The sequence below is a fragment of the Nocardia sp. NPDC049526 genome, from assembly GCF_044465765.1.
Lineage (GTDB): Bacteria > Actinomycetota > Actinomycetes > Mycobacteriales > Mycobacteriaceae > Nocardia.
Genome location: NZ_JBITMA010000003.1, coordinates 210842 through 222980, shown reverse-complemented (window position 1 = coordinate 222980; position 12139 = coordinate 210842). Strand labels below are relative to the sequence as shown.

The window sequence follows — 12139 nt, the reverse complement described above, 5'->3', positions numbered from 1 at the left end:
GAGCGAAGTTTTCGACAGCGGCAACCCGGTCCTCATTTCGTTCCCGCGATGGCCAGTACCAGCGAAACCAGATCGACATCGGCCAAACCGTGCTCGGCGCTGCGACACCGGCCGGGAACAGCGACGTTGATCGCCGCACACAGCTGATCGGCATCCGGTTGGGCGAGCGCCACTTTGGGGGCGGCGTAGGCGAGTGCGACCTGTCCGGTGCCGGGATCGACCGACCTTCGGAAGGCGTCGGTCAGCGTCGGAATCATGTCGACCAACTGCTCGAGTGTGCCGACATTCGCGCCGACCCAGCGGACCAGCGGCACGCTCGCCCGCACGAGGTTCAGCAGCGGCCGCCCGAATTTCGTGGTGATGTCGTTGAACCAGGGCAGCAGTACCCGCAGCGCGTCGATGATCCCGACGAACGGCGCGATGACCTCGTTGTTGGCTTGGTCCAACATGCCGGCCAGGCGGGTGAGCATATGTTCGAGATCGCCCCAGTTGTTCTTCATCGCCGCGGCGAGTGTGTTGATCGCATCGATCAGTTCGCCGATGCGTCCGATCGCGGCGTCCGGTGATTTCAGTGCGTCACCGAGCGTGAACAGCAACTCGTTGAGTGCGGGGCCGGTGCCCGACACGGCGGTATCCAGGGCCGAAACACCGCCGCTGACCGTGCCCTGTCGGGCCGGGTCGTCCGGAGCGCTCATCTCGGTCGCGAGTTTCGACAGGGCGTCCAGCGTCTGGGTCATGCTCTTCGGAGTGAGTGCGCGGGTGATGCATCGACCGGAGTCCCACTTCGGCGCGGGTTGCGGTGCCGACAGCATCGCGAGGTTACGGTCGGCGACCAGGGTGTCGGACAGGGTCACCGCTGAAACGTCGCCGCGCAGCGGGTGATCGGACTCGACTCGGAAGTCGACCCGCACCCCGTCACCGGACGGTTCGATCCGGGTCACCGAGCCGACCGGGATGCCGAGCATGGTGACGTGGCTGCCCAGGTAGAGCCCCGCCGCGTCCGGCATCATCGCGCAGTACGAGCGCATCGGCTTATCGGCGCCGGTCAACACGACGTACCCGGCGGCCGCGAGCACGACGATGACCAGGACGGCCGAAACCGACATGAATCCGCGGGAAGCAAGAAATCGGCGCATCAGCAAGACCTCCCCGGCACCGGAATGCACAGTGCGGGCGCGGGCACAGTTGTCGCGGATCGGTCTATGGCGGGACCATTCGGTCCACCGGCGATCTGCTGCAGCTGCTGCCCCAAGTGCTCGACGGTGGCCACGACCTGGTCGAGTCGGCCGGTGAGCCTCTCCAGCTCGGGGACCACCTCGGCGAGTTTGTCGAGCATGGGTTTCAGCGAGCTGTCGTAAGCCGGTTCGGCCGCGGCGAGGCGCGACAGCATCCGTTCGAGCAGATCCAATGATGCGTATAGCTCGGCCCGCTTGCCGACGAGAATGTCGGTAGTGAGGTTGAGTTCGCGATTGAGTCGACCGTACAGCGCGGTGTTGCCGCTGATCGCAGACAAATACTCCTGCGAAACCGCCAGTGCCCGTGAGACGTCCGCATTCTGTCTGTCGAGGATATCGACGACGGAATCCACCGCACGTCCCAGCTGTCGCAGGCCGTCCGGGCTCCGGACGAGTGCCGTCTGCAGCTCGCCGAGATTCTGCCGCAGGGTTTCACCATCGACCTCGCGGATCGGGGTCACCGCGTCCTGGAATGCCTGACCGAGCGTATATGGAAGGCGCACCCGATCTTTCGCAATCACTTTGTGGCGCAACGGTTTCGAACCAGCCGATGTCAGTGCCACATAGTGGCCGCCCGCGATGGTGAGCATGCGGATGTCGAGGGTGGACTGATCGCCGACGAATACATCGGAATCAACCGTGAAGGTCATGTGCACCCGATCGTCGTGCAGTTCCAGCGATTTGACCGTTCCGACGGTGATGCCCGCCATGCGTATGTCCTCACCGGCGCGGATGGCTCCGGCCTCGGTCATATCGGCGCCGTATTCCGCCCGGCCCGGTGGCATCGCGTACAGGACGCCACAGGCAGCCAGTACCAGCACCACCGCGGCCGCGCCGATCAGGCCCAGTCGCAGCTCGCGGCGGCGCACCGATCGGTCGTCGGCGACGGGGCGATCGCCGGCGAGGCGAATCCGTTTGCGGAGTCCTGAAATCAACGGTTGCATAGCTCGATCCTCTGACCGCCGATGAATACCCGCAGCTGCGCTGGCACCGGCGCATTTCCTTTCGAACAGGTCCCGTTCATTTCGGGTCCGGCCGCAGGCAACATCGCATCGAACGCCTGCAGTAGTCCGGGGAGTTTGCCCAATACTTCGGTCGCCGCCTGCGGATCGGGAAACGCGGCGTGCAAGGCATTTTCGAGGTCGGGATTGGTGTCGGGGGTGAATCCGAGGGTCGCGAGCATATCGTCGATGGGGCCGAGCACCGGCGGTGCGGCAAGGGCGAAGTCGACAAGGCCTTTCAGTTTGTCCTCCAGCACGGTGAACAGGTCGGTCAGCCCCTGGATCAGAGTTTCCAGATACGGCGACTTACCGCCGACCCGGTCGTCGATGGCATGCAGGTTGCGGACCAGCGTGGAGATCACGACCTGCCGATCGACGGCATAGCGGCTCAGCTGTTCCACCGCGTCCAGCGCCGGCCCCAAACCGGTGCCGTTGCCCTGGATCAACGCGAGGACGCTTTCGGCGAGTTGGTTGAGGGCACTGGGCGAAAACTCCCGAAGTACCGGTTGCAGCCCATTGAACAGGGTGGTGATGTCGAAGGACGGGATCGTGTGCTCGGGCGCGACGGTCGCGCCCGCCGCCAGCCTCTCCCCCGGCGCGGCGGGTTGACGTAGGTCGATATACCGCTGGCCGGTCAGCGTCTGGTAGCGGATCGCGAAGGTGCTCGTCTCGAACACCGGGTGGTCGCGTTGCACGCTCACACCTACCGAGGCTCGTCCCTGATCCAACGCGATTGTCAGTACCTTGCCGACTTGCACGCCGTACATCCGCACATCGTCGCCGGCCTTCAAACCATTGGCGTCGGTGAAAATTACGCGGAACGAGTCGGTGTTCCCGGAGACCGGCCGCTGGATCGCTGCCACCACCGTGGCCAACAGCACCGCCATCACTGCCGCGAATGCCACGAGCCGCAAAACCACGCCGACAGTCGACTTCATCGTGTACCTCCCGGAATCGCGGCGGGATCGCCCGGTGCAGGCGTCGCGACAGCGACTCCCTTGCCCACTGCGCCGAGCAGTGGGGCGGCCAGCGCCGGAAACCCACGCAAGGTGAGCTCGAGTCGCAGAACCGGGCCCTCGGGGGTGTCGACGAACGAATTATCGATGCGTTCCAACAGGGTTCGCAGTTCCGCACTCGACCGCTGTGGGGTGGGCACCATCTGAGCCGTGACGTTCAGCAACGGTGTCAGCATGTCGCTGTAGCCGGTGTAGTGCCGCTGCCCGGTGTAACCCAGGTTCGTGATCGCGGGGAACAGCTTGTTGGCGATCATATCGACTCCGGAGTCGAATAGCGGCTGGTCGGTGCGCAGGACTTCGATGTTGTTGATGTGGTCGAGCAGATCGATAGTGGCACCGGCGAATTCGGCCGTTCCATGCAGTGTGGAGGCGTACTGCCCGATCAGAAAGGACGGATCGTAGCGCTGGGTTTCGGCGACCGCACGGCTCAGCATCACGACGGCTTCCAAGATCGGGGTGAAGGCCTTGGCATCGGTGGCCAGAGCGGTCAGCACATCGGCCAGCTGTGGCGTCAGTACCCGGTCGGTGGTTTGCCCCAGCGACCGGATCAGTGTGCCCATCGTGGCATTCGAGACCCGAGACGCCGACGCGCCGGTGAGATCGACGTTCCCGCCCTCGTGTAACGGGACACCGCCCTGGCCGCGGCGCAACTCGACCTCGCTGATGCCGAACAGGTTCGACGGCGCATAGTCGAGGACGAGTGCGTCGGTGAGTCCGGTGAGCTGGGACTTATCCAACCGCAGCGTGATCTGCTGCTGCCCCGCCCCGGCACTTTCGATGCCGGTGACTTCACCGATATTCACCCCGTCCAGCCGCACTCGCGCTCCGGTGACAATGCCGTCGCCGATCTGCTCGGTGCGCAGCGTTACCCGCATTCGATCATCCGCGCGCACCGCCTGAGCCCCGGCCCAGACCGCGGCCACGACCGCTACAACGGCGAGCGCGATCACGCCCGTCCGCCGTGCGGACTTCCCGGTGGTGGCCGCCCCTGGCAACCCATACGTTGGCATTCTCGCTACCCCGTGAATGTGATCGTCGCGCTGAAACCCCAGATGACCAGGCTCAACAGCATGTCCAAAGTGATGATCGCGACGAAACTGGCTCGCACCGCACGTCCGGAGGCGATACCGACGCCTTCCGGTCCACCGGTCGCGAAAAACCCCTGATAGCAATGGATCAGGATCACCGCGATTCCGAAAACCATCACCTTCAGCACGGCAGCGGCAATATCGGGACCACTGACGAATTGGCTGAAATAGTGCTGGTAGACCCCCGATGCCTGGCCGTGGACGCCGACGACGACCAATGCACAGGACAGATAGCTGAGGATCAGTGTGATCAGAAAGGTGGGCACGATCGCGACCACGCCGGCAATCACCCGGGTGGTCACCACGAACGGAATCGACCGCAGACCGAGACATTCGATCGCGTCGATCTCCTCGGAGATGCGCATCGACCCGATCTCCGCGGTCATCCGGCACCCGGCCTGCGCCGCGAATCCGATACCCGCGATGATCGGCGCCAGCTCCCGAGTGCTCGCGAACGACGAGACGATCCCGGTCAGCGGGCCGAGCCCGATCATGTTCAACGTGCCGTACGACTGGATACCCACAGCCGCGCCGAGCACCATACCCAGCACGATCAGCATCGGCACCGTGCCGCCGCCGACGATCAGCGAGCCTCTTCCCCAGGTCGTTTCGCTGATGGCGCGAATAGTTTGGGTCCGATAGTGCTTGAGCGTCAACGGGATCGCCGACAGCACCTGCCAGCAGAACGACAACATGAACCCGATCGAGTCGATCGGTAGCAGCAGCCGTTGCCGCCGACGGATCACCCGATACGCCCAGCGCAGTCCTTTCGGCGCGTACGGCGTCGCGGTCATCAGGCCATCCTCGTCGGTACGAACATCTGAACCAATTGACTGACAACGAGATTGACGACAAGCACCGACACCACCGACAGCACCACCGAGGCATTCACGCCATCGGCCACGCCGCGGGGCCCGCCCCTGGCCTCCAGCCCCCGCTGGCAGCCGATGACCGCCACGATGAACCCGAAAAGGATCGCCTCCAGCAGCGAGATCCCCACATCGGTGACCGTGGTGAAGGAACCGAAAGTCGCCCAATAACTTCCCGAGGTCACGCCCTGCGCGCTGATCGCGACGATGTAACCCGCGGCCACACCGGTGAAGATGATCAGCACGTTCAACAGCGGTGCGACCAACACCATCGCGGCAATGCGCGGAATCACCAGGCGGCGGACCGGACTCACGCCCATGACCCGCAGCGCGTCCACTTCCTCGCGGATCGTGCGTGCGCCCAGGTCCGCGGCGATCGCCGCGGCGCCGGCACCGCCGAGTAGCAGTCCCGTCGCGATCGGGGCGCCCTGCTTGATGACTCCGAGCCCGCTCGCCGCCCCCAGCAGCGAGTCACCGCCCAATTCTCGGATCATGTTGCCGATCTGTACCGAGACGATCACACCGAACGGAACCGCCATCAGGATCGCGGGCAATGCCGTGACCGTGACCATGTACCACGCTTGATGCAGCATCTCTCGCCACTGGAATCGGCCACGCACCAGATCCAACAGCCCCTCCCGGACGGACTCGATCGCGAGATCGACCGTCCGTCCCCAGGTGCGTAAGCCCGATACAACGGTATCGGAGAAATTTGCTCGCACGATTCGCAGCGCGGATGAATCTTTGCGCTGTTCGATCGACACGTTGGGTGCCAGAGTCAAAACAATCTATCTTTCGCTCGGGATGCTCTCGCATACCGGATGTCCCAGGGTGAAGAGCACCTGCTGGGCGAGGGTCTCGATCCACTCGGCTGTCACAGCGGCCGGATCACGCCGCGAAGTTCGCAGGATCGCCAGAACGACCCCGCATGTCAGATCCAGAGCGGCTCCCACATCGTGGACGTGGAAGCACCCCGCCGATAGCCCTGCTCGAATGCCGGACGCCAGGCGTGAGCGGATGTCGGGGTTGTCGAGAATTCGGTATCGCGCCGCGAGGACAATCGCGGCGGTGTCGGGATCGGCGACGCCGAGCGCACCGAGTGCCCGCACCTGCGCCCGGACGAGCTCGACCGGCTCATCGATGCCCGCGGCAGCGTTGTCCAGGATCCGGGCAAGGTCCTCGACCACCTCGGCGATAACCAGGTCGAGCAACTCATCTTTGCCACGGAAGTGGTTGTAGAAGGATCCGGCCGCGACGCCGGCGTGACGTGCCAGATCGGCGATACCGAGCCGCTCGGCCCGGCCGCTACCCAATGCCTGACGGCCTGATTGGATCAGCGCGGCGCGTGTGCGCAGCGCGCCTCGCGCCCGGGCGTTCACCGCGTCGGTCTCTTGCGACTCCACCCCCTCGGAGCTGCCGTGGACACGCTGATCACGAAGAGCGGATTCCGGGTCGATCTGGTCCTCGACAGTAGCTCGTCCACTCATAATGGATACAGTGTGACCGCTATCACCGGAGCCGTCAACAGGTTTCAGCAACATTGTTGCCGTTATTTTGCCGAGATTATTCGGCTACACCATAGCCGAATTAATTACCAGGTAGAAAGCTATCTGCACATGAATCCAGCTCGGGGCCGCCCTGCTCGGCCGCATCGCAGAACCGCCCCTCGATGGCGCGCAGCCTCGTGGCAGTGGGTTACTGATCCGGCGTGACGTCCGGGCGCGAAAACAAAACGGTTGTCGACGGCGGCCCGAACCGCGACAGAGCGGGGAAGAATTCGATGCGCATCCGTGGGTCGGCGGCCCGGCCGAGTGTCGTCAATGCCGACTGGCTGTAGGCACGCAACATGCTGATGAATCCGTCGTGCAGCAGCGGGCGCACCGGCGGGAGGAGAGCAACGACCCACAGAGGGAGCGTCAGAATCAGAGCCAGCGCAAGTCTGCTCGGCGACGGCCGATCGAGGTCGATGACCAGGAATCGCTTCCCCACCCGAGTGGCTTCGGCGATCGCCTTGTAGGCCACAACCGGCGGCAAGTGATGAAACGACCTAGCGAAAACGACAAGGTCGTAGCTGTCGTCGGGGGCATCTATCGCGGTCGCATCGACTACTTGCGTGCGCACCCGCGGGTGTGCGCCCAATTCGCCGGCGGCGATGTTGGCGACCGAGGTGGGGTCCAGGTCGCTCACGGTGACGGCGGCCTGGGGGTGGTACTCCACGATCTTGGCGGAAAGCTTCCCATGGCCGGCGCCGATCTCGAGTATGCGCGGCGCGGGTATATGCGAGACCACCCGCAGCGCCGCACGCGCACTCTTCTCATGCGCCTTTTCTAGTGTTCCCACGCGATCCAGGCTCGTGATGACCTTCTGTTTGAGCGCGTCCGGAATGTCGTAGCGGTCGGTGTACTCCAACACATCGGTCTGCATCCGCCGATCCAGCCATGACGCATTCGGCCCACCTCGCGGCATAGCGGCGATCGCCGACTCGACTTCACTTGCATCCGTCATTTGCCATCCTCTGGAAAGCGACTCGTCACGTCTGATGAGACCAGGCTAACAAACGAACTAGTTCTTCTGACTGTTCTCAGCCTATGCTCAGCCGATGCGAAGCACGACCGAATTGCGCGAAGCGATCATGTCCGCCGCCCGGGACGAGTTCGCGCGGTACGGCCTGGCCGGTGCGCGTATCGACCGCATCGCGCACGCCGCCCACGCCAGCAAGGAACGCCTGTACGCCCACTTCGGCGACAAGGCCGCGTTGTTCCGGGAAGTGGCGTCCCGAGACGGCGCCGAGTTCTTCCAGATAGTCACTCTCGAGCCCGACGACGTCCCCGAATTCGTCGGCAAGCTCTACGATCTCGCCCGTCAGCGACCCGACTTCCTGCGCATGATCACTTGGGCCCACCTGGAAGGGTTGACTCTCGACGAACCTCAGGCTGCAGGCAAACCGATCCCCGCGCAGACCCTCGCCGCGATCGAGCAAGCCCAACAGCGAAACCTTGTCGATCCGGTGTGGGACCCGCTCGAGCTGCTCGTCATGCTCTTCGGCATCGGACTTTCCTGGGCGCAATGGCCCGACCCGACCACGCTCACCGACAACCCGGCGGTGATCGCGCACCGCCGCGCAAGTGCAATAGAAGCCGCCGCACGGGTCATTCGACCCCGAACCGGGTAGCGCATTTCGACAGCGGCGGGGTTATGAGATCTCTCGCAGGGCGGCGACCGGGCAGGAGTTCACGGCCGTATGGGCGACGGTCACCAGATCGCCGGGTACCTCGGCGCCGTCGAAACGGTAGACGAGCTCGGCGTCGTCATCGAGGCTGAACACCTCGGGCGCTTGCGCGGCGCACATGCCGTGCCCTTCACACCGGGGGTAGTCGACGGAGATCTTCATGATGGATTCCTTCTATCAGGCTGGATTGAGTTGCAGCGGAAGATGTTCGAAGCGGTGGATGATGTTGTTGATCGCCCATTCGGGTGCACCGGCGATCTCGATGCGATCGACACGCTCGACGAGCGCGGCGAGCATGGCCTGGGTTTCCAACCGTGCGAGACCTTGACCGGCGCAACCGTGTACGCCGTGACCGAAACCGAGTTGACGGGTCGCGTCGCGGCCGATGTCGAAGGTGTCGGGGTCGTCCCATTCCAGCGCGTCACGGTTGGCCGAGGAGTAGATCACCACCACCCGTGAACCCGCCGGGATGGGGGTTCCGGCAATCTCGGCATCACGAATTGTCTTGCGGGAGAAACCACGTAGCGGTGATTCGAAACGCACGACCTCGTTCACCGCATTCGGAATCCTGGTGGGCTCATCCCTCAGCAGCTGCCACTGCTCGGGATGGCGCGCGAAAAGATACATCGCGCTGGCTATCGCGCTGATCGTGGTATCCAACGACGGGGCCAGGTAATCGATCAGCAGGGCAGGGCATTCGGTGTCGGAAAGCTTGCCGTCGTCGGTGGCCTGCAGCACCTCCTCCCCGACACTGCCCGGAAGCAGGTCCCGCTCGCGGGCGAGCCGTCGGGTGAACTGCATCATCCCGATGCCCGACGGCGCGGTGCAAACAGACTGCCGATTCAGTGGCCCGAGCGCGTCGAATGTCGCTCCCGCCCACCGCAGCAAATGGTCCCGACCGTGCTGGGGCCAGCCGATCAGATCCGGCACGACCGACATCGGCAGCGCGGCCGCCAATTCGACACCATCAATACGCCCCCGCGCGACCGCCCGCTCGACAGCCGCGACCGCCTGCCGGTCGATCGATTCGCGCATCGCGCGCAGTGCCCGCGGGGCCAGCCGACGGGCGAGCAACGCGCGGCGACGGTTGTGATCCTCACCGTCGCTATTGAGCGTGGTGCCCTTCGAGAGCCGATTGGCCACCGGGTTCAAACCGACACCGGCCCCGGAGACAAATGTCCGATCATCGAGCAGGACGGTCTTGCATTCGGCATAACGCGGCAGCGCATAGACGCGTTGCTTGGCCAGCCACACCACCGGCCCCAGTTCGCGCAACCGCGCATACTGCGGATAAGGGTCGAGAATGCCCTGGCGCGAATAGATATCGGGCCGGTAGACAGGGACGTCGGCTCGATTACGCATCACAACCTCTTTTCGCGCGGTCACAGATGCGCACCGAATACAGTCACGACATAGGCCAGGGCCAGCACACCGGAGCCGATCGACGGCGCGTACTCGCCCACACCGTCACCGGCCTTCACATGAGTGATGACAGCGCCGATCATCAACAACACCAACCCGATTCCGGCCGCCACCCCGAGCGGCCACCACACCAAGCCCGCCAGCACACCCAGCGCCCCGGCAATCTCGAGCACGCCGATGCCGCGGAAGGCGCTCACCGAGTAACCGAAATGTTCGGCACGCCGACGCATGTCCGCCACAGCAAGCACCTTCACTACCCCGAGCGGCAGAAACCCGATCGCCAACAGCACGGCGAACACGACGGATGCGACTGTCACCGACCCACACCTACCTTCCATTCGATTGCGTAGCGGCCCAGCACTCCAACCACCGAGCACCTTGTCGGCGCCGGGCGAGTTCGATGGTCGCGACGACAGCACCGGCGGTGACTGTGGTGGCGACGTCGCGCACGCCGGCGACTTCGGCGAGCGCGTCGGTCAATTCGCGGCGGGTCGCGTCCGCGCGCAAACCGAGTTTGTAGGGCTTGCCCAATCAGTGACCGGCAGCGCGTCGAGCACGGTCACCGTCTTGGGCGCGGCAGCGCGCTCGGCGACCCGCGCCCGCGCCCACTCCTCCAGCTCCGTGGCAGTGATCGCGGCGCCGGTCACGAGGGTGACGTACGCGACCGGCACTTCACCCGCGTGCATGTCAGGCCTGCCAACGGCACCGGCGGCGGTGACCTGCGGATGCGACAGCAGCGCATCCTCGATCACCGCGGGATCGATGTTGTGCCCGCCGCGGATGATGAGATCCTTGGCACGACCGTGCAAATGGATGAACCCCTCGGCGTCGAGATGGGCGAGATCCCCGGTGTCCAGCCAACCGTCGACCAGCTTGCCCAGCCCGTCCAGCACATAGCCGTGCTCGCCACGATCCACTACGTAACCCGGGAAAACCGTTGGGCCGCTGATCGCCAAGACGCCGGTCTGGCCGTAGGGCAGGTCGGTCCAGGAGCCGTCCGCTTCGATACGAACGACCTTCACCTGCTGATAGGGCAGGCGCTGGCCGACCGCGCCGGGGCGCGGCCGTTCGGGGAAGCTGCGCGCGCTGGCGCAGGTCGCCTCGGTGAGGCCGTAGCCTTCGACCAGGGTTACGCCGGTGTGGGCGTGGAAATTCTGCCGGACCGCGGGCGGCAATGGTGACGCTCCGACCATGGCGTAGCGCAGGCTGGAGATGTCGGCGGTGAGCGGCACTTGGGCCAGCACCGCGTACACCGTGGGCACCGCGCTCATGGCCGAAATTCGGTAGTGCTCGACGATGTTCCAGAATTCGCTGTACAGCACGAAATCCCGGTAGCCGAGCGGACCCGCCCAAACCACCGACTGTCCCTTGAACAGCGGTGCGAGCAGCGTAACCACCAGCGCATTCACGTGGAACAGCGGCAGCGCCGCGAACACCACGGCCTCCTCGTCGAGCAGCGAATTCGCCGCGATCATCCAGGCATTGGCGACCTCGGCGCAGTGCGTGTGCGCAGCCAACTTCGGCACACCGGTGGTCCCACCGGTGTGAAAGAGTGCTGCCAGATCGCCTGCCGCAGGCGGATCGCCCGTGAACCGCGCCGAATCGTATTCGGCCGCAAGCTCACCGAGGTAGGCGACACGCACACCCTTGATCTCCGCGAGCGGCGGCGGTGCACCTGTCGCAGCGGTCGGGCGCAGTATCAGCACCGCGTCCAGCAATCCATCGGCAGCCAAAGTACATATGGATTCCCATGTGCCAGTGGCTAATTCGGGTCCGCCCGCGATCAGCACGCGGGCCCCGGACCGCTCGAGTAGCTGCGCGATGTGTTCCCGGGACAAGCCGCTGTTGATCGGAGCGGCTATACCCGCCAACTGAGCGGCCAGTGTCGCAGATATCAGCTCCGCGCAATTGGGAGCGATCAACGCCACCGCATCGGTGCGTCGAATACCGAGGGCGTGCAACAGGTTTGCACACCGGTGCACATCGGCAAGCAAGTGCGCATAACCGCGGTGCGTGGGTTCACGCCAGCGCGCCGCATCGGGCAGCACCGTGCACGCTGTTTTGTCAGGCCACAACTCTGCTGCCCGCGTGAGCAGAGCGTAGGTCGATTCGGGCAGTCCGCGCTCGGCAAGCGGCACCGATTCGATGTCGAGCAGATCTGCCGGCAATTCGTAGCGGGGCCAGAGCTCCTCGTGGGCCGTCATCGGCGGCATCGGTTTCCACTCTCCCTTCAATCTCCTGACGATATCGTCAATCATGAAGGCTTAATCGGTCAAGCA

At 64.6% G+C, this 12139-nt stretch carries 12 protein-coding genes and 1 pseudogene; 1 reads left to right on the top strand and 12 read right to left on the bottom strand.

All coding sequences use genetic code 11. From position 1 onward, the window contains the following. Nucleotides 1–32: 32 nt before the first annotated feature. From ACIBW7_RS10550 to ACIBW7_RS10515, 8 genes are all read right to left on the bottom strand, one after another. Nucleotides 33–1136, bottom strand: a complete 1104-nt coding sequence (locus tag ACIBW7_RS10550; RefSeq protein WP_397046022.1) for an MlaD family protein — start codon at nucleotides 1134–1136, stop codon at nucleotides 33–35. Then, on the bottom strand, nucleotides 1136–2179 hold the full coding sequence (locus ACIBW7_RS10545; protein ID WP_397046021.1) for an MlaD family protein: 1044 nt from the start codon (nucleotides 2177–2179) through the stop codon (nucleotides 1136–1138). The genes ACIBW7_RS10550 and ACIBW7_RS10545 overlap by 1 nt, the downstream gene beginning before the upstream one ends. Continuing rightward, on the bottom strand, nucleotides 2167–3174 hold the full coding sequence (locus ACIBW7_RS10540) for an MlaD family protein (RefSeq protein WP_397046020.1): 1008 nt from the start codon (nucleotides 3172–3174) through the stop codon (nucleotides 2167–2169). The genes ACIBW7_RS10545 and ACIBW7_RS10540 overlap by 13 nt, the downstream gene beginning before the upstream one ends. After that, nucleotides 3171–4262 carry an MlaD family protein gene (locus ACIBW7_RS10535; RefSeq protein ID WP_397046019.1) on the bottom strand — a complete coding sequence of 364 codons (1092 nt, stop codon included), beginning with the start codon at nucleotides 4260–4262 and terminating at the stop codon, nucleotides 3171–3173. Before ACIBW7_RS10535 ends, ACIBW7_RS10540 begins: the two co-directional genes overlap by 4 nt. A gap of 5 nt (nucleotides 4263–4267) precedes the next feature. Next, nucleotides 4268–5134: an ABC transporter permease gene (locus ACIBW7_RS10530; RefSeq protein ID WP_040701171.1), complete on the bottom strand. Its 867-nt coding sequence runs from the start codon at nucleotides 5132–5134 to the stop codon at nucleotides 4268–4270. Continuing rightward, nucleotides 5134–5991, bottom strand: coding sequence for an ABC transporter permease (locus ACIBW7_RS10525; RefSeq protein ID WP_245567560.1), 858 nt, complete (start codon nucleotides 5989–5991; stop codon nucleotides 5134–5136). Before ACIBW7_RS10525 ends, ACIBW7_RS10530 begins: the two co-directional genes overlap by 1 nt. 6 nt (nucleotides 5992–5997) lie before the next feature. After that, nucleotides 5998–6696: a TetR/AcrR family transcriptional regulator gene (locus ACIBW7_RS10520; RefSeq protein WP_397046018.1), complete on the bottom strand. Its 699-nt coding sequence runs from the start codon at nucleotides 6694–6696 to the stop codon at nucleotides 5998–6000. A gap of 208 nt (nucleotides 6697–6904) precedes the next feature. Further along, nucleotides 6905–7714: a class I SAM-dependent methyltransferase gene (locus tag ACIBW7_RS10515; protein ID WP_397046017.1), complete on the bottom strand. Its 810-nt coding sequence runs from the start codon at nucleotides 7712–7714 to the stop codon at nucleotides 6905–6907. Nucleotides 7715–7808: 94 nt separating this feature from the next. On the opposite strand from ACIBW7_RS10515, the gene ACIBW7_RS10510 reads away from it, so the two are divergent. Next, a complete protein-coding gene (locus ACIBW7_RS10510) occupies nucleotides 7809–8381 on the top strand; it encodes a TetR family transcriptional regulator (protein ID WP_387291845.1) in 573 nt (190 codons plus the stop codon). A gap of 21 nt (nucleotides 8382–8402) precedes the next feature. Here the strand turns inward: ACIBW7_RS10510 and ACIBW7_RS10505 are convergent, their stop codons facing one another. From ACIBW7_RS10505 to ACIBW7_RS10490, 4 genes and pseudogenes are all read right to left on the bottom strand, one after another. After that, a complete protein-coding gene (locus ACIBW7_RS10505) occupies nucleotides 8403–8600 on the bottom strand; it encodes a ferredoxin (RefSeq protein WP_397045969.1) in 198 nt (65 codons plus the stop codon). Between the two features lie 15 nt (nucleotides 8601–8615). Continuing rightward, nucleotides 8616–9800 (bottom strand): cytochrome P450, encoded by a 1185-nt coding sequence (locus ACIBW7_RS10500; protein WP_397045968.1) that lies wholly within the window; start codon nucleotides 9798–9800, stop codon nucleotides 8616–8618. A 20-nt stretch (nucleotides 9801–9820) separates the two neighbouring features. After that, nucleotides 9821–10177, bottom strand: coding sequence for a DoxX family protein (locus tag ACIBW7_RS10495; protein WP_397045967.1), 357 nt, complete (start codon nucleotides 10175–10177; stop codon nucleotides 9821–9823). 10 nt (nucleotides 10178–10187) lie between these two features. Beyond that, nucleotides 10188–12064 (bottom strand): annotated as a pseudogene (locus ACIBW7_RS10490) (acyl-CoA synthetase). Nucleotides 12065–12139 lie beyond the last annotated feature (75 nt).

Coding starts and splice junctions, on each gene's coding strand:
- ACIBW7_RS10545 (WP_397046021.1), bottom strand. CDS start 2,179: ATGCAACCGTTGATTTCAGGACTCCGCAAACGGATTCGCCTCGCCGGC.
- ACIBW7_RS10515 (WP_397046017.1), bottom strand. CDS start 7,714: ATGACGGATGCAAGTGAAGTCGAGTCGGCGATCGCCGCTATGCCGCGA.
- ACIBW7_RS10500 (WP_397045968.1), bottom strand. CDS start 9,800: ATGCGTAATCGAGCCGACGTCCCTGTCTACCGGCCCGATATCTATTCG.
- ACIBW7_RS10550 (WP_397046022.1), bottom strand. CDS start 1,136: ATGCGCCGATTTCTTGCTTCCCGCGGATTCATGTCGGTTTCGGCCGTC.
- ACIBW7_RS10505 (WP_397045969.1), bottom strand. CDS start 8,600: ATGAAGATCTCCGTCGACTACCCCCGGTGTGAAGGGCACGGCATGTGC.
- ACIBW7_RS10530 (WP_040701171.1), bottom strand. CDS start 5,134: ATGACCGCGACGCCGTACGCGCCGAAAGGACTGCGCTGGGCGTATCGG.
- ACIBW7_RS10520 (WP_397046018.1), bottom strand. CDS start 6,696: ATGAGTGGACGAGCTACTGTCGAGGACCAGATCGACCCGGAATCCGCT.
- ACIBW7_RS10540 (WP_397046020.1), bottom strand. CDS start 3,174: ATGAAGTCGACTGTCGGCGTGGTTTTGCGGCTCGTGGCATTCGCGGCA.
- ACIBW7_RS10510 (WP_387291845.1), top strand. CDS start 7,809: ATGCGAAGCACGACCGAATTGCGCGAAGCGATCATGTCCGCCGCCCGG.
- ACIBW7_RS10535 (WP_397046019.1), bottom strand. CDS start 4,262: ATGCCAACGTATGGGTTGCCAGGGGCGGCCACCACCGGGAAGTCCGCA.